Below are 24,922 nucleotides of genomic sequence, written 5' to 3' on the forward strand. Positions count from 1 at the left end.
ATATTCCTCCAAAATCTATTTTATATATCTAATATAACCTTATCTCGTTATAAATTATGTGATTGAAATCAATTCTCAATAAAATAAAGGCTAAAAGCAATTGCTTTTAGCCTTTATTTTTGTTTTTTAATAACATTTTCACCTTCTCAGGAGTTATAGGTAGATCTCTAACTCTAACTCCCACTGCATTGTAAACTGCATCTGCAATGGCTGGACATGGTGTATTAGTCACTACTTCTCCAATTGACTTTGCTCCAAAAGGGCCTGTCGGTTCATAGCTTTCTGCAAAATCTACAATTATATTATTAATATCTAATCTTGAGGGTATCTTGTATTCCATAAAGTTATTGGTTATCATTTTACCTCTACTATCTTCTCTTACCTCTTCAAACAGTGCCATACCTATGCCTTGAACTACTCCTCCCTCGGTCTGTATCCTCGCTAAAGCTGGATTTATTATAGTTCCGCTATCTACTACTGCTGCATAATTAATTAAATCCACCTTTCCAGTTTCAATATCTACTTCTACCTCAGCAAAGCCTGATACAAAAGGTGGAGCTACATCACTGGTTCCAAAGGAGGCTGTAGAGGTTAACTGATTAGTTGGGTTTTTATAAATAAGTCTATTGCTTAGATCTCCTAAGCTAATTTTTGTATCTCCAGCTATATTTCTAATCTCTTTTCCATTAAATATTGTATCCTCCACATCTATCCTTAAATGTCTAGCTCCCTCCTGCTCAATTAGCTCCTTCATCTTTGATGCAGCTTTTTTAACTGCATTTCCTGAAAAATAAGTTGTTCCTGAGGCATATGCCCCAACATCAAAAGGAGTTAAATCAGTATCTGAGGAATAGACACTAATAGTGTCATTTTCTACTCCAAGTACTTCTGCTGCAATCTGCCTCAAAATAGTATCGCTCCCCGTGCCTATATCTGTGGCACCTAAAAGCAACGTGAAATAGCCATTATCCTCCAGCTTTATAGTTGCAGTAGCAGTATCTATCCCAGGTATTCCAGAACCCTGCATAGTAATAGCCATGCCTACTCCACGAAACTTATTAGGAGATATCTGCTGTCTTGGATATTTACTGTCCCAGTCTATCAGCTCCTTACCCCTTTTTACACAGTATTCCAATTCACAGCTATTCATTATTATAGGCTCTTTTCCTACACCTACAGTAGTCAGATTAAATATTAGAGAGGTTTCCCCCTTTCTAAGCATATTCTTCTCTCTCAATACAACAGGATCTATATTGAGCTTATGAGCTAATTCATTTACTGCTGATTCAAGAGCAAAGGTGCCCTGAGTTACACCATATCCCCTTAAGGCTCCTCCCGGAGTACGATTTGTATTTACTGCCTTACCTCTAAATCTAGCTGCTTCTACCTTATTATATAATGGCAACGATTTGTACCCAGCTGCACCAAGCACTGTGTTGGCATGCTCTCCATATGCACCTGTGTCTGAAAGAGCCTTCATGTCTATTGCCTTAATCCTGCCATCATTGTCCGCACCAATAGTGACATTTATCTTCATTGCTTGCCGTGTTGTAGTAGATTCAAAGGTTTCTCTTCTAGTATATATTATTTTAGATGGTTTACCTGTTTTTAACGTAACTGCAGCAGTATAAAACTCTACTTGAGCAGTTTGTTTGCCTCCAAATCCTCCGCCTATACGTGGCTTGATTATTCTAACCTTACTGATAGGTAAATCAAGAGACCTTGCTATCATTCTTCTAACATGAAATGGAATCTGGGTAGAAGATACTATGACTAGCTTTCCGTATTGGTCTATATATGAAAATGCTCTATATGTCTCCATCATGGCATGAGCTTGAGCCTGTGAATAATAGCATTCACTAACTATTACATCACATTTTTTGAATGCTTCTTCAACATCACCTATGTCAAAATTATAAACTCCTGCTATGTTTTTCTCAGGGTCAAAGCCAATGTTTATATTTGAATGACATCTATCTCTGAAATGAATTTTAGAAGGGTGAGCTTCTGCCTGCTCTATATCTAATACTGGCTCAAAAACTTCATATTCAACCTTTATCAATTTCATCGCTTTTAAAGCTATATCTTCACTTATAGCTGCTACTATAGCTACTTCATCACCAATATATCTAACATATTCGTCTAGTATATATTTATCATAGGTTGATGGCTCTGGATATGATTGTCCTGCTCTAGTAAACAATATTTTAGGTAAATCCTCATGTGTCAATATACATTCTACTCCAGGAATTTTTTCAGCTTTTTCTTTATTTATGCCTTTAATTTTGGCAAAAGCATAGGGGCTCCGGAGAATTTTTATTATCAATGCATCCTTAGGAGCTATGTCATCAGTATATACGGGTTTTCCTGATACAAGCTGTGCACCATCTGCTTTGGGAGCAAACTTGCCCACTGATTGATTATCCTTCATTATTCCACCCCCATATATTTCTTTATTGCTCTAAGTTGACCTACATAGCCAGTACATCTGCATAGATTTCCTGCCAAAAAATGCTTTATAGATTCCTCTGTTGGAGCCTCTAGCTGAGATTTCATTGCTATAGTAGTCAGTATTAAACCAGGGCTGCAGTATCCACACTGATCTACTCCCTCCACTACTAGATATCCTCCTACTTCCTTTGCTTGCTCCTGAACCCCTTCAATAGTCAATATGCTTCTCTCATGAGCTCTTGCAGCCAAAAATGAACAGGATAATGTAGGTGCTCCATCTATCAGTACCGTACATACTCCACAGGCTCCTGTATCACAGCCTCTTTTTACGCTTAAATATCCATTTTTCCTGAGAACATCTATTAGGTATTCATGAGGCTCTATGTCAAAGATTTTATTTGCACCATTTATGTTAATCTTAATGTTCATCTTGACACCTCCATGATTGCCCTCTTTACGAGTACCTTACATATCTCTTTTCTATATTCTGCAGAACCTCTAGTATTGCTTCCAAAGGCTAATTCCTCAGAAGCTATTTCTCCAGCTCTATATGCACCTTCTTCACTTATTTCAGTATGATTTATAAAATCAATGGCTTTATACGCTAAGGAGGCAGTTCTTGGCCTTGCTCCTACAGCTATTCTATATTTATTATCTATTCTCGAAACTGCTGCATTTAATATGGCATAGTCAACTTGAGAATTTCTCATAGACTGAAAAGCCACCTTGTCGATATTTTTATGAAGAATAATCTTTTCAAGAATATCCTTTCTTTTACCCTTTTCTCTGAGATATTCTTCTAAAGACATTCTTCCACCATTATATAAAACTAATTCTGCATTAAGTGCTAAAAGAGTAGTTATCGGATCTGAAAAACCATATTTAGAAAAAACCGTAGCCCCAATAGTAGCTATATTTCTCAGCTGAACTCCTATAATATGCTTTACAGAATCAAAAACTGCTTTACCAAAGTTATCTGATAATATTTGACTTGTTTCTAATTCTCTTAATGTAACCATGGCACCAATTTCTATAGTATCTTCGTATTCATTTATAAAATTAAGACCAGCATCGCATAAATCGATAGCCAATCCGATTCTCCTATTTCCCATTCTAAGATAACAGCCACCTCCTATTAAGGCAGCATTTTTCTTAGTCTTAAAGCTTTCATATGCTTCTTCTATACTTTTAGGTTTAATATATTCTCCAAATGTTATCAAACTCATCACTCTCCATCTATCACATCAAAGTCTGCTATCTAAAGCATGCTGTCCTACATGCAGTAAATCTTATAAGACTATCCACATAGTATTCTGTGTTATACATTACTGGATAACCTTCCATAGAATATTTAGTTACATCGACTCGCAAAATAGGAGATTTCTCCCCAATCTTCAAAATATCAGCTATTTCTTTAGTAACTAAGCTGGGTATTATCTCCATGAAATCGTGACTAAGCTGACAATTACAGCTTTCCTCAACAAAATCGAACATAGACTTCCCTAAATCCTTTTCATCTATTTCATTATCTAATAAAAACATTTTTGGTATTCTGTTAATGCAATAAGCAGCAGGATTACCATTTGCTAAAAATCTTTTCTTTACTACTAAAATCTCATCTCCAAGTTCTATTTCTAGACTTTTTCCTTCTTCCTTATTACATCTTTCCCATGAGTATGAAATAATATCTACCGTAGATTCATAGCCACAATCATTAATGAATTTTCCAAGTTCTCCAGCATTATCTATTCTCTCTGATAATTTTCTAGCAAAAGTAGTAATCGCTGTACTACTTCCCTGACTTCTTGTAATGAGACCTTCGTTTTCAAGTACTGTGAGAGCCTCTCTTATAGTTAATCTGCTCACTCCCATTTCACTGGCAAGCTTAGACTCAGATGGTAATTTTGTCATTTCATAATTATTCGTAGTTAAAATATAGTTTCTTAGATACTCTATTGCCTGCCCAACAGCAGTTTGTTTTTGAATCTTTGGTAATACAGTACCATTCATGGTTGCTTTCACCTCAATTAGATTTCATCATTATTGATCTTTATAAAAAATATATACTTATGCTATTAAACCAGTAAGGATATACATAAATATCCTTACTGGTCTTTAAGTTTATAGCAGATTAATCTGTTATACCAGTTAATTTATTATAATATTTTATATTACGCTGTTTCCTTTATTTCATCTTTATTTTGTGGAATCGCGATATTTAATATCATGGCAACTAGACAAGCTATAACTATGCCTGAACCACCAAATATTACTTTTATTAATTCAGGGAAATGGTCCATTGCACCCTGTACCTGAGTTAAACCTATACCAAATGCAAGAGATAGTCCTATGATTACTTTATCTCTGTCTGTCAGTGGTTCTGAGGTTAACATGCCTATACCTGTAAGTGTTATTTGAGCAAATATTACTAGACAAGCTCCACCTACAACACTTGCTGGTATAGTAGATACTAGTGCTCCAAGCTTAGGAATTAGACCTGCAATAAGAAGGAATATTGCTCCTATAGCTACTACAAATCTACTCATTATTTTTGTGAAAGCTATCATTCCTACGTTTTGACTAAAAGAAGTGGTAGGTAGTCCATTAAATATTGCTGCAAAAACACTACTTAATCCATTATTTATTATTGAACCTGATAATTCTCTATCTGTCGCTTCTCTGCCTGCACCGCCCATAGTTATAGCTGATACGTCTCCTACAGTTTCAACTGTAGTTACTATAAACATTACCATCATAGGCGCAATAGCTCCCCACTTGAATTCCATTGGGAAATGGAATGGCTTAGGAAGAGCAAACCAACCTGCTGCTTTTACTGGGTCAAAGTTAACCATGTCCAGTGGTATACAAATTATATAACCTACAATCATTCCGATTAAAATAGATGATGTTTTAGTAAATCCCTTAGTAAATTGATTTAAAGCTAAAACTATAAATAAAACGATTAGTCCAACAATCCAATTCTTTGGAGATGCAAAGGTTGGCGAACCTTTGCCCCCAGCCATAGATGTAATAGCAACTGGAAGTAAGGACAGGCCTATAGTAAGTACAACAGTACCTGTCACTAGTGATGGAAAAAACCTCCTTAACGGCTTTAAAAAGAATCCTAATACGGTGCAGAATAGTCCCCCGACAAATGTAGCCCCTAATAATCCGGATATGCCGTATCCTTGAGCTATAGCAATGTTAGTTGGAATAAATCCCGAGCTTGTGCCCATGACCACAGGTAGTTTTCCCCCACATCTCCAAATAGGATAGCACTGGTTGAGAGTTGCTATAGCTGCAACAAACATAGCACACTGCATCATAAGTGTTAAATCTGGTCCAGTAATCCCCACTAATCCAGCAATAAGTATTGGTACGGCTACATTGCTGGCAAACATAGCAAAAATATGCTGCAATCCTAATGGTATAGCTTCTCCTAGTGGTGGTACCCCATTCACCTCATACTTTGACTTGCTTATTTCTTTTTCATTGTAACCCAGTAGTTTTAACATACTGCCCCTCCCCAAATTTACTTTTTAAAACACTAAAGCTATGATAAAGAATAAAGACAAAATACCTTTCTTGAAAACCCTCTCCCCTGAAAACGTTTTCCGAATCTGTATAGACTTTCTTCCTCAGTATGTTTATTTTCTAACATATCACTTCCTCTCATCTTTTCTCTTGAATGTTGTTTGGCTTGCTTGTTTAATGACAAACAATTATAAGAAATGCCCCATAAGAAAGAATATAAAAGCTGGATAGCTATTAGAGCACCTTATTAGATAATCTAAACCAGCATTCAGAGAAAGCTAGAACTCTCTCTGAATAGAGGCTTAGTATTTATAAGGGTTTAATTGAGTAAGCAAAATCTTATAGTGGAATATTAGTTGAATATTATTGTAATTGTTGTCAACATATCTGATAAGTTAATAAGTAATTCTATATAAAATCTAAAAGTCCTTTAGTAAAATATTAATAATTATTTTAATTAAGAATTTCTCTATGGAATCTTAAAGCACTTGTACAGAGAATATAGAATATGAAAATCATTTAGTGTTTAGTATCATTATACAATGGTTTTGTCAATTTACAGTAATGCATACAAACATCATTGTGATATATTGACAATTGTATAGAATATACAACAATGAATTTTCTGAATCAACATAAAAAGTCTGTGTTCCCCTTTGGATATTTTGTTCAGTATATCCAAGGTTAGATTTACACAGACTTTTATAAACATCCTAAAAACTATTTGCTTTATAATTTGCTAAAATACAATCTATCCAAATATCTTAATACGCTCTTCTAGTGTATTAAACTGCTTTTCACCTGGTTGTGATGTTGGCTTGCCAAATGGCATTTGTGCAATAAGCTTCCAGTTATCTGCTATACTCCACTCTTTCTTTACATCAGTTTCAATAAGCTCATTATAATGTTGAAGTGATGCTCCAAATCCTTCAGCCTCTAATGCAGTCCAAATAACGAATTGATGCATTCCGTTTGATTGCTGAGACCAGATTGGGAAATTGTCTTTATAGCTAGCAAATTGTTGTTGAAGAGATTCTATTATACTATTATCTTCAAAGAATAAAATTGTACCATATCCGCTTTTAAATGAATTTATTTTTTCTTCAGTAGAACTAAATCGTTCTGCTGGCACAACCTTTCTCAATGCCTCTTTTGTAATATCCCATAGTCTATCATGATGATTTCCTAATAATAGAACTATTCTTGTGCTTTGAGAGTTAAATGCTGATGGAGTGTGCTTCACAGCATGCTCTATGATTTCTTTTATTCTATCGTCAGAAACAACAGCCTCCTTGCTAATTCCATAAAATGTACGTCTGTCTGCAACAGCAGTTAAAAATTCTTTTGACATTTAAACATACCTCCATTTTTTTATTGTTTATATATAAACCTTAATGTTACTTAATCCTGTTTATTCATCTCTATAATTAAAATGTGGGAAGTCTCTTTTGCTTTAATTAAAATATCTTCCTCGACTATTTCCATTCCGTCTCTTTCACTCAATTCAATCTCATTAATTGATGAGCTTCCTTCTATTTGAACTAAATAAGCCTGTCTGCCTTCCTTTACTGGAAAACTAATCTCTTTTTCCTTCTCAAGCTCTAGGGAATAAATATTTATATCTTGATTTATTTTTATTGGTGCATCCCCCTCTTTACTTGATACCATATGAAGCCATTTGTTTTGCCGATCATTCCAATTAAATCTGTAATCTCCATAGTTAGGTTCATGTCCTTTTTTATCAGGAAAAATTCATATTTGCAAAAATCTCAATGTATCTTCTCCAAGGTTATGCTCACTATGATAAACTCCTGTCCCTGCACTCATATATTGAACATGACCACGAGTTATAGTATTTTTATTTCCCATGCTATCTCCATGAGTAAGTTCACCATTGACAACATATGATATTATTTCCATATCTCTATGAGGATGAGTATCAAATCCAGTATTGGATAAAACTAAATCATCATTTATAACCCTTAACACTCCAAAGTTTATATTATTGGGATTATAATACTCCGCAAAGGAAAAATGAAATTTACTTCTTAGCCATCCAAGGTTACTGCTTCCCATATTTTGACTTTCTATCTTTCTTAACATCTTGTATCACTCCTCTTTAATATTGTTTATAACTTTAATCTTAAATATTCATTCATATTCTTACATATAGTTATTTAAATTAAATAGTTTATTTGATTACATTTAGTAACTAACTTTAAAATAATTATTGCACATTAAATACAATTAGTCAAGAGTTTTTTTCAAAATAAATGAAAAGAATCTTCTTAATTTGACTAAGAAGATTCTTTTTATTTATTCTATGCTTTTATAATTAATTCCACTTTTCAGCCCATTTTTGAATTTCATCCATAACAGCTTCGAGCTCTCGCCCTTTTTCTGTAAGTTCATATTCTATACGTACAGGTGTTTCTGGATAAACTTTTCTAATGACAATTCCCTCATTCTCTAGTTCTTTAAATCTTTCTGTAAGCATACGAGCACTCATGTTTGGAATTGCAGCTGCTATATCAGAAAAACGCTTTTGGCCGCTTAATAATGTTCTTATAATTAATCCAGTCCATCTCTTTCCTAGTAATTCAAACGCATTTTCAAACTTTGGACACATATGATATTTTTCCATATCCAATCACCACCTGACTTTATTATACCATGCTTACTAAACAAAAGTAAGTAGGTTATTATAATTATTCACATGATGATTTTTTATTATTCCATTTACAAAACCTTTTTCAGAAAGTTCCCAGTAAAAGATTTGCTCCTTCAATATAACGCACTATTAATCAATATCTTTTATCATATAAGATAAGTCTTTTCCTCCATATAAACATTCTGATGATTCTATTCCATATATCCATTGAGAAAAAAATTCTTCCAAATCAATATGTGAGGTTTCATTAGCCACCCTTTGAAAGTCCTTGAAATCTGCTTCTTTATCCTTAAATGCATTTAAAAAGTTTTTAATAATCTTACAAAAAGTTTCATCACCAACAACTTCATTAAGGACATATAAAACCCATGGACCCTTTGTGTAACTATTATGACCTATTTTATACTTTCCGTATTCACATATTGGTGTATAGTAATTTATTTTATCTCTATCTACTTCAGATATGAAATATCGTCTGTAAAGTTCCATTTTTTCTTTAAAAGCATTATCTCCATAAAATCTTTTTATTGCAAGTGCTTCAAAATAGGAAGCAAAAGCCTCATCAAAAAACCTTGCTAACTGAATATTATATCTGACTTTTACATTCCATATATGCCCGATTTCATGATATAAATGAGTCAGCTTTTTAGTATCATTGCTAAAACCGTGCTCCTCCATCATTATATAATTATCTCCTGCCTGTGAGCCATAGGATTCCTTTATTTCAATTACTGTAAAATAGCTATCTTTACGATAATCACCAAATAAAGCTGTAAATAAATCAAATGCCCTCTTTAATTCCTTTTTTACGACATTTTCGGCATTATCTCTATGTTCAGGAAATGCAAATATTTTTAGATTCATATCTTTATCTTCTATTAAAGAATATTGAGCAATTCCAATATCAAATCTCCATGTAGGAAATTCACATGAATATTGAAAAATATTACGGCTCTTTCCATATATAACTTCTTTCAATACACCACCACAACCTACAGTATACTCTCTTGGGACATCTATAGTAATTTTATATAAAAAAGTGTTTTCATAACTCTTTAATATACTCTCAAAAAATGGCTGTGAAATAATTGGATACGCATGGCTATCAGGTCTTAGGATAGAAAAGTCCTTATCTACTCTATCTTTAACATATCCCATTATATGTGAATATCCGTTGATGCTGCCTTCGTATTCAATATATAGCTTTATCTTCTCATCTGGTTTCAAAATACTTTTTAGTTTAACATCTATATTGTTTACATAATAATCCTTTTCGTCTTTTAAAGATACTTTTTCTTGTGTGAAGTGTAAGCTTTCATCGTTGGCATCTTTTATGCTTTTTACCTTAAGGCTATGATACAATAGAATATTTAATTGGCTCAATTTTTCAATTGTTTCATTACTTATAGTCATTATTCCATATGAAATAAAGAAATTTTGTACTGGTTCGATTTTAAAATATAAATCATAATTCAAAGTTCTTGGAATTCCCAACCTGCTCATCAATACTCATCTCCCCTATGATAAAATATTAATTCTCTATATTATAGAAAATGATGTATACGAAAAAACTTATCAATTAAATAATTGATTGAGTTTTGTCCTCACCATAATTTATGGCAAGACTCACAGTAAATCAGCTAAAAAACAAATCACTTTATTTCTTTATCCTAATCTATTCTTAGCAATAACTAGCTTAATGTCCTCATAACTAATCTCTTCAGGCAGTTCTTCTTTAATTGGTTTCAGTCTTTCTATACCTACTTTCTTTATTGCATTTAATATTTTTTCTTCTTTTAAAGGATCATCAATGAATATTGACCAGTCAATTAATTTTCCGTTTTCATCGCACTTTTTTAGATGCTCAATTATGGTACTTATGGTAAAGCCTCTTTTTTCTGCTATTTCTGTTAATGATAAGCCTTCAATATAATAGCTGTAGGTAGCTTCGTATCTATCTACTGCATTGTCTCCTCTTGCTTTCCCTGTTTCTGATCGATCTGTTTCCGATTGAACTAATCCTTCTTTTCTTATTTCGTCGACATTCAATCCTTTTTCAGTACAATAATCATTTATTAAACCTAAGAAGCTTTCCCCATAGCTCTCATACTTCTTTAGGCCTACACCGCTTATTGTTAAGAGTTCATCTTTATTCTTAGGATAGTATGATGCAATTCCTTTCAGCGTTGAATCGTGGAAAATCATAAATGGAGCCACTTTCTTCTCTTTGGAAATTGAATATCTTAGCTCCTTAAGCTTATTGAATAAGTCATTATCATAATTATAGCTGCCATCTCTTTTTCTTTGATCTTCTTTTGCATTTGTTGAATCTTTTCTCTCAATTAGGTATCTCTTATGGTAAACCTTCACTTTTCCCTTTAATACTTCCCGTGACTTTGAGGTTAGCTTCAGAATAGGATACTTATCTGGAGTTATGTGAATATATCCTTTAGATACTAAAGTCATTGCAATCTCTCTTATTGCCATGTCGCTATAATCTGTCATTATTCCGTATGTTGAAACCTTGTCAAGGTTAAACTCTAATATCTTTTTACTTTTTGAACCTTTCAATACCTGTATTATAGTAGTCAAGCCATATCTTTCATTAGTTCGATATATACAGGATAATATTTTCTGAGACTCTACAGTAACATCCATCATTTCTGACTGATCTAAACAATTTCCGCAATTGTTGCAGTTAGTATTTTCTGTATCTTCACCAAAATAGGTAAGTATATAATTTCTTAAACATTCGTTTGTATGGCAGTAATCAACCAAATATTGAAGATTTTTATATAGTATTTCCTCCCGTTCATGAGAGAAAACTTCATTTTGTATTATGAGTTTTTGCTTTACTACATCTGACGGTGAATAAAGTAAAATACAGTGGCTTTTTTCTCCATCCCTTCCTGCTCTGCCTGCCTCTTGATAATATGCCTCCATATTTTTAGGCATATTATAGTGAATTACAAACCTGACATCAGGCTTGTCTATTCCCATGCCAAAAGCATTAGTTGCTACTATTATCCTGCATTTATTAAATATAAAACCATCCTGGTTATTCTGCCGCTCATCTGCTCCCATTCCTCCATGGTATTCAACAGCAGAAATACCTTCTTTTATAAGCTTTTTAGTTAAGGATTCTACTGTTTTTCTTGTAGCACAATATATTATTCCGGATTCCTCCTGGAAATTATTTTTTAAATAGTCAAGTAAGTATGAGTATTTATTGCTTACCTTTACAACCTCATAAAGCAGATTCGGTCTATCAAATCCTATTATAGATTCCAATGGATTTTTTAGCCTAATTAGATGCTTTATCTCCTCTATTATTTCTTTAGTAGCTGTTGCTGTAAATGCGGCAACTACCGGCCTTTCTTCTAATGAGTCTATAAATGCAGGTATTTCTAAATAACTAGGTCTAAAATCATGTCCCCACTGACTTATACAATGAGCCTCATCAATGGCTACTAGTGAAATATCTATATCTCTTATAAGGTCTTTAAAAAGACCAGTATTTAAACGTTCTGGTGCAGCATAAATTATTTTATATTTATTATCTCTTATATCCCTTAGCCTTGTCATAAGCTCGTCCTGTTCAAGCGTACTATTGATATAAGTTCCTGCTATACCCATTTCATTTAAAGAATCAACCTGGTCCTTCATAAGAGATATTAAGGGTGAAACCACTATTGTTATCCCATCTAATATAATAGCTGGCAATTGGTAGCAAAGAGATTTGCCGCCACCAGTAGGCATTATTCCTAAGGCATCTCTGCCATCCATTATTCCTTTAATCAGTTTTTCTTGACCTGCCTTGAACTCATCATATCCAAAATACATTTTCAATGCTTTATAAATATCCACAACTCTTCCCCCTTAAAATCCTAAGACCCTCTGGCAATTAATTACTTATGTATATCCTAACAATAAAAGGGCAGAAAGTCTAGACCTTCTGCCCTTTTAGTCAATCCCATTAACTACTATTACTTTTTTCAGCCTTTGTAGAATGGCTCCAGCAACTTACTCTTTCTGAGCTTATTGGAGTCTTGCTTCTACACAGTCTGTGATATCCTCATGCACTTATATTCTAGTCCATTTACAGAGCATGCTCTCGCCTAAATCTAGAACTTTAAATAGCAAAAGACCTAATAATCCTAATGCAACTATTCCACTGAACATTTCAAGATAATTCACCATACTCCAGCTGTTCATGATGAAATATCCTATGCCATAGGTAGTAGCAAAGTTTTCAGCAAAAAAGAGAACAGCTATACTGACACCTATACAAATCCTTAGGGCAGTAAATATTTTAGGTAGTATTGCAGGCAGGATTAAATGTCTATATACATCTATTCTGCTTAAATCTAATGACTTAACAGACATAAAAAGTTCTTTAGGTATCTCCTTTACACCATCCCTTGCTGCAAGAATAATTTGAAATATAATAATAATGATAATTAAAATAATTTTAGGTAAATCTCCTAAACCCCAAAGTATCATAAGCACTGGTAAAAATGCTACTTTAGGCAAAGGATATAGTATGTAGACAATAGGGCTAATAAAATCATCAACCTTTTTATTTATACCTGTCCATATTCCTATGAATATGCCCAGCACTAGAGAAATCACCATAGCAGCAGCGATTCTCCACAGACTCACTAGTAGATGCGGTGCTAAAACATTGGGAAATATTATGATGAAATTCTTAATTGTATCAAAAGGCGATGGTATAACAGATGATTTTAAGGCAATGTGTAGAACATACCACATTGCGAGTACTACAAAGTTAGCATAAATAGTTTTTAAGTGTTTTTTCCATAGTTTTTTAAGTGTCTTCACGTATCCACTTCCTAACCTCTAGGCAAAACCTATAAAAATCAATGTTCTCTCTTAGTTTTTCTTTTCCGAAATAAGGGTTATCCATGGTATGAATTATGTTGGCTTTGCCCATTATCACAATCTTTTGCCCTAAAAAAGCCGCCTCTTCAATACTATGGGTTACAATAATCAGTGTATTAGGCATCTGTTTATAAATATTTAAAATTACATTCTGTATATGTTCCTTAGTCATAGCATCAAGAGCAGAAGAAGGCTCATCCATAAGCAGCAGGTCAGGCTCAAGAGCCAGAGTTCTCGCAATAGCAACTCTTTGCTTTTGTCCGCCACTTAGCTCCATAGGATATTTATCCTTGTATTCATAAATTCCTAAGTTCTTAAGAATATCTACTACTCTATTTTCAGCAGTCTCTTTGCTAATATTTCTTGCAAGCAAAGCAAACAATACATTATTCCAAACTGTTTTCCAAGGAAGCAATCCATAATCCTGTAATATTACTCCCGTGTTTTTACGAACATTAGTCAGCTTCTGCCTATTGATAAATATTTCACCCTCGTTGGGCTTTATAAGACCAGCTATAGCATATAATAAAGTGGTTTTGCCACAGCCAGAAGGTCCTATTATGGCACAGGTTGTGTTTTTTTCTATATGAAGATTTACATTGCTAAGAGCTGCTTCTTTTCCATAGCTTATATGTAAATCCTTTATTTCAATCATTATTTTACAAACTTCCCTTCAACAAGGTCTTCATATTTTAAGTCAATTTTTTTGTTTAGTACTCTTTCATTCCATTCCATTATTTTTTCAATGTATTCCTTACTTGGTATCCTTGCCATATTATACTCAGGTAAAACGATCTTGTCTCTAACCTCAGGATTAAGCTCTAGTTCCTGTACCAATATATCACGAGCTATATTATCATCATTATGGATTTGTTCTACCGCCTTATTATATGCTTCATGGAATAGCTTAATAGCTTTTTCTTTGTTTTTTATAGAATCCCCTGTAAAAACCATGATTTCAGGAGAAAATTCATCTTTATTTTCATAAATTTTCTTTTCAAGACCCATTAATTCTCCTTGAGATGCAACTGGCTCAGGAAGTACTGCCATATCTATTTGACCCTGATTTATCATCTCTAGTCTTGCAGGAATCTCGTTAATAAATACCTTTTCCACACTATATTTTTCACCAAGGAACTCATCAGAAAGGTAATTCACCACACTTACCTCCATGATCCCTACTTTAATATCTTTTTTCTCTTCAAAACCCTTTTTAACTAATATAGGAAAGCTTCCATCAGTACTAGTAGTAACCTTTATATCGAATCCATTTTGCACATTGTTAACTAATGCAATAACATCTGTCATCGCTCCATCTAGTTCTCCACTTTGAAGAGCACTTTGTCTATTCATTGCATTCATATATATTTGAACTTCCACATTTAATCCCAATTCTTCAAAGTAACCATTTTTTGCGGCAATAAAAATAGGTGCTGAATCAACTGCTGGCATTACTCCAACCTTCAGATTTAGATTTTCCTCTATGTCAGCTCCTTCTCTCTGTGGCGCATCCTTAACAATTTCCTTAGGAGTACAGCCAATCATCCAAATCATCGATGCAATAACTATAAATAAAACTAATCTCTTAAAATTACTCATTTGTATTCCTCCCATTATAAATTCAAAACCCATACTAATTCTACTCCTAAAAGATTGTTAAATCAATGTCACATATAGTTTTGGTAATAAAGTAAATAACAAAAATAAGAATGTATTCATAATGGAAATACATACCTTGAGTGACATCTTTTTAAATGGATTCAATATTTTATTTTTTATATAATTGGACTAGGAGGAATATAATTTGAGCACAGAATTTAATTTACCATATATAAAAGTTGAAATAAAATATTTGATTTCTCATTTTATTGCTGCTATATTTATAATTGCAGGTATTGCCTATGTTCCGGGATATATAAATGCCTTTATTTTAGTAAGCCTGTTATTGGACAAGCAGCCTAAATTCAAGGTTAAGTATCCTAAAGCTCCCATTACGATAGTTATTGCATGTCATAATGAGGAAAGTAGAATAAGAGAAACGCTCAGCTATGTTGCAAAGCAGGATTATGCGGGAAATATAAAAATCATTGTGGTTGATAACTGCTCTAGTGATAAAACTGCTGATATGGCTAGACAGGCAGGGGAAGACTACCACTTAGATTTAGATGTAATATTTGAAGGAAATCCAGGAAAATTCAATGCTTTAAATAAGGCCTTAAACTATGTAAAAACTGAATATCTGATTACACTAGATGCAGATACTTTATTGCATAGGGAAGCCCTTAGATATTTAGTATCTCGTATGAACTCTGCTCCTAAGGAGGTCTGTGCCGTAGCGGGAGCAGTTTTAGTTAGGAATAGCAGAACAAACTTTGTTACTAAGCTTCAGGAATGGGATTATTTTATAGGCATTTCTAGTATTAAGCGTATGCAAGGCCTATATCAGGGAACTCTAGTAGCTCAAGGAGCCTACTCTCTATATAAAACAGATGAGTTAAGAGCAATAGGCGGATGGCCAAATGCAATTGGTGAAGACATTGTAATCACATGGGATTTCTTAAGAAAAAATCTTAGGGTATATTTTGAGCCTATGTCAATTGCTTTTACAGATGTTCCAGAGAATCTTAAGCATCTTGCCCGTCAAAGAAGTCGCTGGGCTAGGGGAATGATTGAGGCACTAAATATGGTAAAGCCATGGCAGCACCCTATTAGATATGTACGTTACTTAACTGGTATTAATTTAGTAATGCCTTATCTCGATATTGTATATACTTTTTGCTGGATGCCTGGTCTTGTTCTTGCATTACTGGGCAAATTCTGGATAGTAGGGCCTATGACTCTTTTAGTAATTCCATTGGCGATAATGCAAAATATGGTGCTACTGAAATACCAGAAAGAAATATTTCAAAGGCTTGGATTAAAGATTCGTGAAAATTACTTAGGATATATTGCGTATATCCTATTCTATCAGATGATTATGAGTCCTATATCTGTAATAGGCTATATACAAGAGTTGATGGGGTTAGATAGAGTATGGAAATAAAAAACTAATGTTTAAATGAAGTTAAGATACCTCATCTAAGCATTAGTTTTATTTTAACATTGCTTTACTATCCTTGTATCCTTTTCCCTAATGTAGCCACATATACTACAAACTGCTCTTCTCCATCTAGGCCAAGTAATTTGTTGATCTCGTCATCGTCAAAAGAGGCAATAGCACAAACTCCACTATCAATAGACCCTGCTGTCAGATAAAGGTTTTGACATACATGGCCTGCATCTAGATGAATATATCTGTATCCTCTTTCTCCATATCTCCACTTCATTCTATATGCTACAGCACTCCAGATAAAGGTCACTGCACTGTTTTTAATAAACTCCTGTTCATGACATGCAGTAGTGACTTTTTGAGCCATTTCAGGGTCTGTACTTATTTCCATAAGCTTATGGGAAATAGCTATATATCTATATAATCCCGGTTTTAGTCCCTCTACATTGTTTATCAGAAGAAATGTCTCAAATGCATGTCTAGCCCCTGCTGAGGGAACTGTCCTTAAAGTAGCAGGTCTAGAGACAACTTGCTTAACTCCTTGTGTACACCATAAAAGATAAGAAAGCTCTTCTAATGCCAAAGGAGTATCAGCATATTTTCTAAGACTTTTTCTAGTTTCTATAGCCTTTCTTAAATCCATGCTTTTCATTTCTAGCTTATCTACAGATGGTAAGCCAATTAGTACTGCATTTTCATCCCATTCTAATTCTAAAGGCGGTTGTGGCAGACCTTTTTCTTGATCAGAATCCTCCTCATACTTATGCTTTGTTTTTTCCATAAATTCTTTTCCTATACCTTTAGTCATGTTTTCATCTCCCTTGTTTTTAAATATCTATATACTACTAATTGTACAATATATTCTTTAATATTTCATCAATCATCTATTTTTACTTAATATGTGGAATTCTCTCATCGAGAAAAGCAAGTATCTCCTCTGTAACTCTGATAAGTCCATTTTGGATATAGCTATACTCATGGGCTTCAATAGCCAAAGCTATTTCACTACCCAGTTCAAAAAATATACCGGACTTTCTCCTAAAGAGTTTAGAGATGGAAATAACAATACTGGTTATATTTTTTAAGTTACAAATCTATTCTAATGCTTGATCATTTCAATCCTAATAAAATGGTGGACATAGGCTTTCAACCATTATTGCTACTGATAAGCTTATTGCGAGCATGGCAAGGTAGTACAAATAGGTACACATGAAACATTGGCGGAACAAGACGGCTGCTATAAAACCCTTATCTCCTCCCAGCTATAGTTGTGGAAGGAGATAGATAAGATTAGAATAGCTTATAGAAGCCCAGGAAAGACGATTACCCTTCTCTCTTGAAGGTGTGTCATAGCCTTTGAGTCATAGCCACAATAAAATCATGGTAATTGCAGGTTTTTTTATACTATAGGCAAATTAAATAGTATTCATGACTTGAGCAAATCTGTGTATATTATTCTCCAGCATATTAGATTTATCTGATGTTATTTTAGATATCTTTTTTACTATAAATTTTTCTAGAAAGTTCATTTTATCAAAAATAAACGCTCCTCCAAAGTGCTCCTTAGCTTCTGTGATTTTAATGAGCTCAGGATTAAAATTTTGACTAAATTCAGTATTGATTGCTTCTCCTTCTTGCATTCCACAAATAAATAATCCTATTCGTTTTTCTCTTAATTTATCTAAGTTCTTTGAGCAGAACTCTGTTACTTCTTTTTGTATTTTGCCAATATATATTGAGCCACCAATAATAATCCTTTCATATTTTGAAATATCGATATTGCTCTCTTTCTTTAAATTAATTATTTCTACTTTACCAGTAAGCTCCTTAGACAGCAATTCTACGCATTTTTCGGTAAATCCATATTTGCTTGCATATACTATCAATGTATTCATTTATACACCTCACATTTTATTTTAATCATTTAACGCTTTTTCTATTGACTTAAGATATGCTTTGGATGTCACTGTAGCTTGCGATACTACATCTACCTCGGTATTCTGTGCTTCTATGACTTTACTGAATAACTCATCACTTACACCAGACTTTACAAAAGTAACATCGTCTACTATATTAATTTCTATAATTTTATGATCCTTTACTGTAACACTGAGTTGGTTTGACCATCTTCCAGCATTATATTTCCCATTATATATCCCATCATTTAGATCTGATATTCTTACTCCGTTCACTTTAACTTCACTTCCTTCTTTAAGTCCTTGAGATAGATAAAGTATTCCGCTTGCACAAACCAATATAAATATAATTATTATTGAGATTAGTATTTTTAATATGGACTTCAAGTTCTCCCCTCCTTCCTAATTGAATGTATTACTATTAGCTATTCTTAATATTATTTCATTTGAATAAAAGTCAATCAATCTTTCTCTTTGCTCATCACCAATATCTTTTTCTATTATGAGCTTAAAGATAAGACCTAAAGTTGATACTACAATCATTTGAGCAGTTAATTCTATTATATTTTCATCTATAGCTTTACCCCTATACATTTCTTGTAGACATTGGCATAATGCAGATAAAGCTGGTTTTTCTTTTGAAGCACCTTCAAATAATGAAGAAGTATGCTTTAAGGCTAATTTGGATTGATTTAATTGAGCTGCCATAAATTCATCTTGCATACTTAGTGCTACCCTTATATAATTTTTAGTCATTTGCATTAATCTTTCTTCAGGAGAGCCGTCTTCAATCTTTACAGAAGATACTGCTGATACTATTTTTTTATAGCCTCTTTGCATCAGATTGTTTAATATTTCTTCCTTATCTTTAAAATAATGATAAATAATAGACGGAGAGTATTCGATTTTTTTAGCAATTTTTCTAATTGATAGCTTATCAAATCCCTCTGAAGCGATAATATCACCTGCTGCTGAAAGGATAAGCTCTTTCATTTCTTCTATTTCTCGTTCTCTTCTTTTTTCTATGGTCATTATGTCACTCCTTACCTTATTAAACACTGTTTAATAATAAGACATTGTTCAATAAAAATATAGCATTTAGCGTAAATGTTGTCAAGATATGAAGGAATTTTTTTGGATACAACATTTTTATAAGGATGAATGTCAAAATACAATATATGAGGACATGGAAACGTCAGACTGTGTGTAAATCGTCACCCTGAACGAAGCGAATGGGTCTCTAATAGCTTCAAATACAGATTCTTCACTGCGTTCAGAATGACAAAAACGTATAGAATGTGAATTTCACACAGTCTGACGTTAATATGCTCCCCTTGCCTTCTTATATCCCCAAAAATCCACTAACCTTCAGAAAAACAATTTAACATGACATACTGTTGTCATATTTTGTATGGTAAGATAGGGAAAAAGGGGGATGATGTTATTGGCAAATAAAGTTGATAGAATACTTGAAAGCATTAAAGCAACCACTGGGATTGATAGTTATAATAGTATAGTATCAGCTTGTGGAATCTTAGATCTGAAGGCAACTCCTAACAAGCAAGCAAAATATGTTAAAAAAGTAATAGAAAAAGTCAAAGAAAATCAAGGTAAAGATGTTATCGAAAAGGTAATGAAACCCTGTGGATATCAGTGCATTTCTAATTCAATAATTGATAAGGTTAAAAAACTGCATGAAAAATCTAATGATATAGATGAATTTTTGCATTTACTAAATGAACAGCATATTGGTGGTGGACAGCTACACACAAAGGATGGGAAAATAATAGGTGTATATAGTTCCTGCTACTGTGGTCTTGCAAAGCAGTCAAAAGATATGTCACCAGCATACTGCTATTGTTCAGCAGGTTGGTTTGAAAAGCTATTCTCATCTATTCTTGGAGACTCTGTAAAGGTAAATAAAGTGCAATCAATTTTGGATGGTTCAGATAAGTGCATATTTGAGATTACTATTTAGTACAAATATTACATAGAGTGTCCAATGACAACGGGATTAGAGGATACCTAGATAAAATAACAAAGAGACCATAAACCAATTTATTAGGTTTATGGTCTCTGCTCCTGATTTCAAGCATGTTTATGTTCCTTACATTCTAATGATATCAACGTTCCATCGCTATTATACTCAGTTGAATTGATATTGGCGTTGTCATTAAGATACGATAGCACAGAACAATAATAGGTATATTAATTTTTAAAAATATATTATGGATTTATAGAGAGTTCGGTTTCAATATTCTTTTGAGAAAATTCATACCACACTGCATCTTTTTTCCCAGATTGTTCATTCACGAAAGAGTCAAAGGATTCTTTTGTAACTGATTTATTATTAATGAAATATGATATGACCAAGTTATCATCGCCTTGACTTGACTCACTGTACCCTAGTATGTCAGTTTTAAAGGCATCTGACTCGAATTTTAATTTTCCAAATCCATTATCAGCCGCACCACTTGAATAACGAAATGTTCCATCTGCTTTTAGCTCTTCTAAACCCCTGTGCACAATAAGGTATCCATAAACTGTATCATTCATATAATGCAAGACTTCATAAAACTCTGGTTCATCGCCTACTGATAATTCAAGAACAATTTCAGGTACTTTGTCACCGTCCATGTCAAGTACAGTAAAGTGCGTTACTTTGAAGATAGTACCATAAATTTCTTCGTTAGTTAAGAAATCATTCAAGTATAATTTTTTCTTATTATCTGTGCTGAATAATTCAGTCTTGTTCTGCAATATCGCTTTATATGCTTCCAACACCGAATCATTAGATAGCATCTGGGTATTTATGTTTTCACCATTGCTATCTAAAGAGGTAGAAGAAGGATTTGCTGGAACGCTGGTGTCAGAATTTTTGTCACTACTCGAACACCCAGTAATTGAAATACTTAATAGGAACACAATAAGCGCACTTATAATTTTGGTTTTCATCTAAATCAACTCCTGCTAAAAATATTAATAATCTTTAGTTCACTTTATGCTACAACTATGTACTAAACCAAAGTTTTCTATATTACGATTATATCATAAACTCTAGACTTTGTTATATGAGTGAACACAATTTTATTTGCTTGTTCAAAAAATCTTAAATAGAATATATGGAATATAAGATCGTGGAAAGAGAAAGCTTTAAGCTATTGGCAAAGGTAGAAGCCTTTAGAAACGAATCTATTTCAGAAGAAGGTAATACAGAAATACCTGATTTTTGGAAGACTTGTGGAGATAGTGGAGTTTTTGATGTATTAAGAAGGAATACAAAAAATCATGATATTTATGGAGTATGTGGGCCCGTGTCAAAAGAAAGCACTCATTTTAATTATGGTATAGCCATGAAATACGATGGTGGAGTTATTCCAGAAGGCTATATAGTATGGGATGTAAAGCCGACATTATGGGCTGTGTTTAAATGTATTGGCAATGATGGTGAATGTATAGGAGAAACTTGGGACAGAATATTTAAAGAGTTTTTGCCGAGTTCAGAATATAATATGCTTGATGACACTGACTTTGAGCTGTACCCAGAAGAAAATAGTTCAGAATGTTTTTGTGAAATTTGGATTCCTGTGACGAAAAAATTAGAGGATATTTAGATAAAATAACAAAGAGACCATAAACCAATTTATTAGGTTTATGGTCTCTGGTACTGATTTCAAGCATGTTTATGTCCTATGGATTTATCTCAAACATGCTCATATACCATCCTATATCTTCCTTCTTTTCATAAGCTAATATCTATATTACAAATTGTTTATATTTTTTGTAATCAGCTTCCTTACATTCTAATGATATCAACGTTCCATCGCTATTATACTCAGTTGAGTTTATATTGGCATTGTCATTAAGGTACGATAGCACATCTCCTTTATCATAGGGAATTAGCATCTCACAATTAATATATTCCTTGAAGGCCTTTTTGCAGATTTCATCTACTAGCCTATCTATTCCCGTTTTATTCTTAGCTGAAATATATACACAGTCTTCTTCATCTCTTAAGATTTCACTATCTACTAAATCTACCTTGTTATAGGCGTAAATAGTAGGAATATTATCTGCACCAAGTTCTTTTAATGTTTCCCTTGTAACTTCAATATGCTGTTTATAATTTGGATTTGAATAGTCAACTACATGAATTAGCATATCAGCCTCAGAGACTTCCTCCAATGTTGAGCGAAATGCTTTTACAAGCTGATGAGGAAGCTTACTGATAAATCCTACAGTATCGGTTAACAAAAAAGATTTGCTATCTGGCAATTTAATGCTTCTTACAGAGGTTTCTAAGGTAGCAAACAGCATATCCTTTTCGAAAACCTGCTTATCAGTTGATAAATTGTACGAGTCTATCATGGCATTCATAATGGTTGACTTGCCTGCATTTGTATATCCTACTAGAGCAACAACTGGTACTTCCGTCTCCTTACGTTTTTTCCTTTGGCTCTGACGTTGAACTACAAGGGTTTCAAGCTCCTTATGCAGCTTGGCAATTCTATCCTCAATCTTTCTACGATCTAGCTCAAGTTTTGTTTCTCCAGAGCCTCTGTTTATAAATCCAGCACCTCCTCTTTGACGACCTAGTGATTCGCCTAAGCCGATTAAACGTGGAAGCATGTACTGTAATCTTGCTATTTCTACTTGAAGCTGTGCTTCTTTTGTTTTTGCCCTCTGAGAAAAAATATCGAGAATCAAAACAGTTCTGTCTATTACCTTACATCCTAAGGCTGCCTCTATGTTTCGAATCTGCGAAGGTGATAATTCATCATTAAATATCACCATATCTACATCCATCTCATCAAGTGATGTCGCTGCCTCTAATATCTTCCCGTTACCTAAATAATGTGATTTGTTCACTCGATTCAAATTCTGAGTAATTTCGCCAACCACTTCTATATCACATGCTTCAGCTAAATTGAATAGCTCCTCCATCGAATTCTTAAAATCTTCCTGATTGTTGAGATTAACACCTGCTATTATTGCCCTCTGTCTTTGTTCCATATGTCTTCTTCCTCCATTCATTTGAAATATCCACAGGCTTGCTACCTGTGCATTGAGTAATAGGGAAGATATATAACATTAAGGAAGTCCCTTGCTTATGATTATAAGAACAAGCTATCCTTATTAATTAACCCCGTGGACGTAGTGAAACAATTAAAATAGCTTCTCATAAAGTGAAACATTCAATATTCACCTTCCTAATCAATCTATAAACAGGAAAATGTAATCTTAGTTATGCACTTCATCAAGAAAATTTTATATATTCTCACTCGTTATCATTCTATTTTTAAATAAACACAAAAAAGGGTAGATTTGTCCCTACCCTTAGAAGCATTTATATATTGTTTATAAGGTTTTCTTAAAAATAGGCAGACTAATCCCGATTACCCTACACATAGGTAGAGCCTTTAAGCACTATTAAATTAGTTACATAAAGTATAAAATCGGAATCTAATGCGCATTTTAAGCAACCCTCCATTCATTGAAATTACTTACATATTATCATACATCTATATTTATTACAATACCTTATTAAAATTAACAAAACAAGAGAAGACAAGGGGACATCAGACTGTGTGCAAACGGTCACCCTGAACGAAGCGAATGGGTCCCTAATAGCTTCAAATACAGATTCTTCACTGCGTTCAGAATGACAAAACGTATAGAGTGTGAATTTTCACATTGTCTGACGTTTACATTGTCTTGTCTAAAAAGCAATAAGCAAAGAATAGACAAATACAAACATACCTTATCCCAAATCTATATTCTGTCAAATAAAAAGGATTTAATTACTGCAAAATATTCTCTTATATATGACTGCAATATAGTCGTTGGTGGTATTTCTGCAGGTAATCCATATGGAATTGCTCCTAGTCTCTTTGCTAACATTTTTGATCTGAAAATGTGAAATTTATTCGTAGCTATCAAGATTTTTATGTTATCCTTGTCCTCCATCTCTCTTATCTTTTCTAAGCTTAGCTTTAGATTTTCAAATGTATTAGTAGATTTATCTTCTACTATTACTCTGTTTTTTTCAATTCCATTATCTACTAAATACTTCTCCATAGCATATGCTTCTGGAATATCTTCATTTGCACCTTGACCACCAGATACTATTACTTTCACATCTTTATTTTCATCTAAGTACTTCTTTGCAGCCTTAAGTCTTTCTAGTAAAGATGGAGAAGGTGTACTTCCGTAAAGTCTAGCTCCTAATACAATTACATAGTCAACCTTTTCTGATGTAACCTTACTTCCCTCTATAATAATCAAGCCTTCAATTACAATAAAGGAAATCAAAACTGTCACTGTCAAAATAATCATTAGTTTAAGCATTTTTTTCTTCATAATTTTATCCTGCCTTATGGTCTAAATATATTTACTTAT

The 24,922-nt window shown here is 33.4% G+C and carries 23 protein-coding genes and 1 pseudogene; 4 read left to right on the top strand and 20 right to left on the bottom strand.

From position 1 onward, the window contains the following. Nucleotides 1–106 precede the first annotated feature (106 nt). From QO263_RS01220 to QO263_RS01280, 13 genes and pseudogenes are all read right to left on the bottom strand, one after another. Complete coding sequence (locus tag QO263_RS01220) at nucleotides 107–2,431, bottom strand: xanthine dehydrogenase family protein molybdopterin-binding subunit (protein ID WP_285625484.1); 2,325 nt, start codon at nucleotides 2,429–2,431, stop codon at nucleotides 107–109. Next, nucleotides 2,431–2,880 (bottom strand): (2Fe-2S)-binding protein, encoded by a 450-nt coding sequence (locus tag QO263_RS01225; protein ID WP_285625486.1) that lies wholly within the window; start codon nucleotides 2,878–2,880, stop codon nucleotides 2,431–2,433. Before QO263_RS01225 ends, QO263_RS01220 begins: the two co-directional genes overlap by 1 nt. Continuing rightward, nucleotides 2,877–3,671 (bottom strand): FAD binding domain-containing protein, encoded by a 795-nt coding sequence (locus QO263_RS01230; RefSeq protein WP_285625488.1) that lies wholly within the window; start codon nucleotides 3,669–3,671, stop codon nucleotides 2,877–2,879. Before QO263_RS01230 ends, QO263_RS01225 begins: the two co-directional genes overlap by 4 nt. A 34-nt stretch (nucleotides 3,672–3,705) precedes the next feature. Further along, nucleotides 3,706–4,461, bottom strand: a complete 756-nt coding sequence (locus QO263_RS01235) for a GntR family transcriptional regulator (RefSeq protein ID WP_285625490.1) — start codon at nucleotides 4,459–4,461, stop codon at nucleotides 3,706–3,708. 161 nt (nucleotides 4,462–4,622) lie between these two features. Then, entirely contained in the window at nucleotides 4,623–5,966 is a 1,344-nt protein-coding gene (locus tag QO263_RS01240) for a uracil-xanthine permease family protein (RefSeq protein ID WP_285625493.1), read from the bottom strand. 770 nt (nucleotides 5,967–6,736) lie between these two features. Continuing rightward, nucleotides 6,737–7,336, bottom strand: a complete 600-nt coding sequence (locus tag QO263_RS01245) for a nitroreductase family protein (RefSeq protein ID WP_285625495.1) — start codon at nucleotides 7,334–7,336, stop codon at nucleotides 6,737–6,739. Between the two features lie 50 nt (nucleotides 7,337–7,386). Then, a pseudogene (locus QO263_RS01250) lies at nucleotides 7,387–8,088 on the bottom strand (pirin family protein). Between the two features lie 232 nt (nucleotides 8,089–8,320). After that, on the bottom strand, nucleotides 8,321–8,629 hold the full coding sequence (locus QO263_RS01255) for a winged helix-turn-helix transcriptional regulator (RefSeq protein WP_285625498.1): 309 nt from the start codon (nucleotides 8,627–8,629) through the stop codon (nucleotides 8,321–8,323). A 156-nt stretch (nucleotides 8,630–8,785) separates the two neighbouring features. Continuing rightward, nucleotides 8,786–10,159 carry a M1 family aminopeptidase gene (locus QO263_RS01260; protein ID WP_285625500.1) on the bottom strand — a complete coding sequence of 458 codons (1,374 nt, stop codon included), beginning with the start codon at nucleotides 10,157–10,159 and terminating at the stop codon, nucleotides 8,786–8,788. A 162-nt stretch (nucleotides 10,160–10,321) separates the two neighbouring features. Further along, nucleotides 10,322–12,523, bottom strand: coding sequence for a DNA helicase RecQ (gene recQ, locus QO263_RS01265; RefSeq protein WP_285625503.1), 2,202 nt, complete (start codon nucleotides 12,521–12,523; stop codon nucleotides 10,322–10,324). Nucleotides 12,524–12,739: 216 nt separating this feature from the next. Continuing rightward, a complete protein-coding gene (locus QO263_RS01270; RefSeq protein ID WP_285625506.1) occupies nucleotides 12,740–13,498 on the bottom strand; it encodes an ABC transporter permease in 759 nt (252 codons plus the stop codon). Beyond that, nucleotides 13,485–14,213, bottom strand: a complete 729-nt coding sequence (locus tag QO263_RS01275) for an ABC transporter ATP-binding protein (RefSeq protein WP_285625509.1) — start codon at nucleotides 14,211–14,213, stop codon at nucleotides 13,485–13,487. Before QO263_RS01275 ends, QO263_RS01270 begins: the two co-directional genes overlap by 14 nt. Continuing rightward, nucleotides 14,213–15,157 carry an ABC transporter substrate-binding protein gene (locus QO263_RS01280; protein ID WP_285625511.1) on the bottom strand — a complete coding sequence of 315 codons (945 nt, stop codon included), beginning with the start codon at nucleotides 15,155–15,157 and terminating at the stop codon, nucleotides 14,213–14,215. Before QO263_RS01280 ends, QO263_RS01275 begins: the two co-directional genes overlap by 1 nt. A gap of 205 nt (nucleotides 15,158–15,362) precedes the next feature. On the opposite strand from QO263_RS01280, the gene QO263_RS01285 reads away from it, so the two are divergent. After that, nucleotides 15,363–16,601, top strand: coding sequence for a glycosyltransferase family 2 protein (locus tag QO263_RS01285; RefSeq protein ID WP_285625514.1), 1,239 nt, complete (start codon nucleotides 15,363–15,365; stop codon nucleotides 16,599–16,601). 67 nt (nucleotides 16,602–16,668) lie between these two features. Here QO263_RS01285 and QO263_RS01290 read toward each other — a convergent pair whose 3' ends face one another. Beyond that, complete coding sequence (locus tag QO263_RS01290; protein WP_285625516.1) at nucleotides 16,669–17,415, bottom strand: SagB/ThcOx family dehydrogenase; 747 nt, start codon at nucleotides 17,413–17,415, stop codon at nucleotides 16,669–16,671. Between the two features lie 91 nt (nucleotides 17,416–17,506). On the opposite strand from QO263_RS01290, the gene QO263_RS01295 reads away from it, so the two are divergent. Further along, nucleotides 17,507–17,692 carry a helix-turn-helix domain-containing protein gene (locus QO263_RS01295; protein ID WP_285625519.1) on the top strand — a complete coding sequence of 62 codons (186 nt, stop codon included), beginning with the start codon at nucleotides 17,507–17,509 and terminating at the stop codon, nucleotides 17,690–17,692. Between the two features lie 330 nt (nucleotides 17,693–18,022). Here the strand turns inward: QO263_RS01295 and QO263_RS01300 are convergent, their stop codons facing one another. Genes QO263_RS01300 through QO263_RS01310 form a run of 3 tightly spaced genes read right to left on the bottom strand, consistent with a single transcriptional unit; the run spans nucleotide 18,023 to nucleotide 19,555 of the window. After that, a complete protein-coding gene (locus QO263_RS01300) occupies nucleotides 18,023–18,502 on the bottom strand; it encodes a flavodoxin domain-containing protein (protein ID WP_285625521.1) in 480 nt (159 codons plus the stop codon). 21 nt (nucleotides 18,503–18,523) lie between these two features. Continuing rightward, nucleotides 18,524–18,910 (bottom strand): FMN-binding protein, encoded by a 387-nt coding sequence (locus QO263_RS01305; RefSeq protein ID WP_285625524.1) that lies wholly within the window; start codon nucleotides 18,908–18,910, stop codon nucleotides 18,524–18,526. A 15-nt stretch (nucleotides 18,911–18,925) separates the two neighbouring features. After that, entirely contained in the window at nucleotides 18,926–19,555 is a 630-nt protein-coding gene (locus QO263_RS01310; protein WP_285625527.1) for a TetR/AcrR family transcriptional regulator, read from the bottom strand. A 412-nt stretch (nucleotides 19,556–19,967) separates the two neighbouring features. On the opposite strand from QO263_RS01310, the gene QO263_RS01315 reads away from it, so the two are divergent. Next, complete coding sequence (locus QO263_RS01315) at nucleotides 19,968–20,501, top strand: DUF6144 family protein (RefSeq protein WP_285625530.1); 534 nt, start codon at nucleotides 19,968–19,970, stop codon at nucleotides 20,499–20,501. A gap of 248 nt (nucleotides 20,502–20,749) precedes the next feature. Here the strand turns inward: QO263_RS01315 and QO263_RS01320 are convergent, their stop codons facing one another. After that, entirely contained in the window at nucleotides 20,750–21,478 is a 729-nt protein-coding gene (locus QO263_RS01320; protein WP_285625533.1) for a hypothetical protein, read from the bottom strand. Nucleotides 21,479–21,645: 167 nt separating this feature from the next. Here QO263_RS01320 and QO263_RS01325 point away from each other — a divergent pair, with 167 nt between their 5' ends. Beyond that, nucleotides 21,646–22,137, top strand: a complete 492-nt coding sequence (locus tag QO263_RS01325; RefSeq protein ID WP_285625535.1) for a GyrI-like domain-containing protein — start codon at nucleotides 21,646–21,648, stop codon at nucleotides 22,135–22,137. Nucleotides 22,138–22,279: 142 nt separating this feature from the next. Here the strand turns inward: QO263_RS01325 and hflX are convergent, their stop codons facing one another. After that, the gene (gene hflX / locus QO263_RS01330; RefSeq protein ID WP_285625537.1) at nucleotides 22,280–23,536 is read right to left on the bottom strand and encodes a GTPase HflX; all 1,257 of its coding nucleotides are present in this window, start codon (nucleotides 23,534–23,536) and stop codon (nucleotides 22,280–22,282) included. Between the two features lie 759 nt (nucleotides 23,537–24,295). Further along, nucleotides 24,296–24,883, bottom strand: a complete 588-nt coding sequence (locus QO263_RS01335; RefSeq protein ID WP_285625539.1) for a YdcF family protein — start codon at nucleotides 24,881–24,883, stop codon at nucleotides 24,296–24,298. Between the last annotated feature and the right edge of the window lie 39 nt (nucleotides 24,884–24,922).

The organism is Proteiniborus sp. MB09-C3 (genome assembly GCF_030263895.1).
Classification (GTDB): domain Bacteria; phylum Bacillota; class Clostridia; order Tissierellales; family Proteiniboraceae; genus Proteiniborus.

Bases quoted from the DNA above. Each gene is read 5' to 3' on its own strand.
- QO263_RS01220 (WP_285625484.1), bottom strand. From the start codon at position 2,431: ATGAAGGATAATCAATCAGTGGGCAAGTTTGCTCCCAAAGCAGATGGT.
- QO263_RS01225 (WP_285625486.1), bottom strand. From the start codon at position 2,880: ATGAACATTAAGATTAACATAAATGGTGCAAATAAAATCTTTGACATA.
- QO263_RS01235 (WP_285625490.1), bottom strand. From the start codon at position 4,461: ATGAATGGTACTGTATTACCAAAGATTCAAAAACAAACTGCTGTTGGG.
- QO263_RS01240 (WP_285625493.1), bottom strand. From the start codon at position 5,966: ATGTTAAAACTACTGGGTTACAATGAAAAAGAAATAAGCAAGTCAAAG.
- QO263_RS01245 (WP_285625495.1), bottom strand. From the start codon at position 7,336: ATGTCAAAAGAATTTTTAACTGCTGTTGCAGACAGACGTACATTTTAT.
- QO263_RS01255 (WP_285625498.1), bottom strand. From the start codon at position 8,629: ATGGAAAAATATCATATGTGTCCAAAGTTTGAAAATGCGTTTGAATTA.
- QO263_RS01260 (WP_285625500.1), bottom strand. From the start codon at position 10,159: ATGAGCAGGTTGGGAATTCCAAGAACTTTGAATTATGATTTATATTTT.
- QO263_RS01275 (WP_285625509.1), bottom strand. From the start codon at position 14,213: ATGATTGAAATAAAGGATTTACATATAAGCTATGGAAAAGAAGCAGCT.
- QO263_RS01280 (WP_285625511.1), bottom strand. From the start codon at position 15,157: ATGAGTAATTTTAAGAGATTAGTTTTATTTATAGTTATTGCATCGATG.
- QO263_RS01290 (WP_285625516.1), bottom strand. From the start codon at position 17,415: ATGACTAAAGGTATAGGAAAAGAATTTATGGAAAAAACAAAGCATAAG.
- QO263_RS01295 (WP_285625519.1), top strand. From the start codon at position 17,507: ATGTGGAATTCTCTCATCGAGAAAAGCAAGTATCTCCTCTGTAACTCT.
- QO263_RS01300 (WP_285625521.1), bottom strand. From the start codon at position 18,502: ATGAATACATTGATAGTATATGCAAGCAAATATGGATTTACCGAAAAA.
- QO263_RS01310 (WP_285625527.1), bottom strand. From the start codon at position 19,555: ATGACCATAGAAAAAAGAAGAGAACGAGAAATAGAAGAAATGAAAGAG.
- QO263_RS01320 (WP_285625533.1), bottom strand. From the start codon at position 21,478: ATGAAAACCAAAATTATAAGTGCGCTTATTGTGTTCCTATTAAGTATT.
- QO263_RS01325 (WP_285625535.1), top strand. From the start codon at position 21,646: ATGGAATATAAGATCGTGGAAAGAGAAAGCTTTAAGCTATTGGCAAAG.
- hflX (WP_285625537.1), bottom strand. From the start codon at position 23,536: ATGGAACAAAGACAGAGGGCAATAATAGCAGGTGTTAATCTCAACAAT.
- QO263_RS01335 (WP_285625539.1), bottom strand. From the start codon at position 24,883: ATGAAGAAAAAAATGCTTAAACTAATGATTATTTTGACAGTGACAGTT.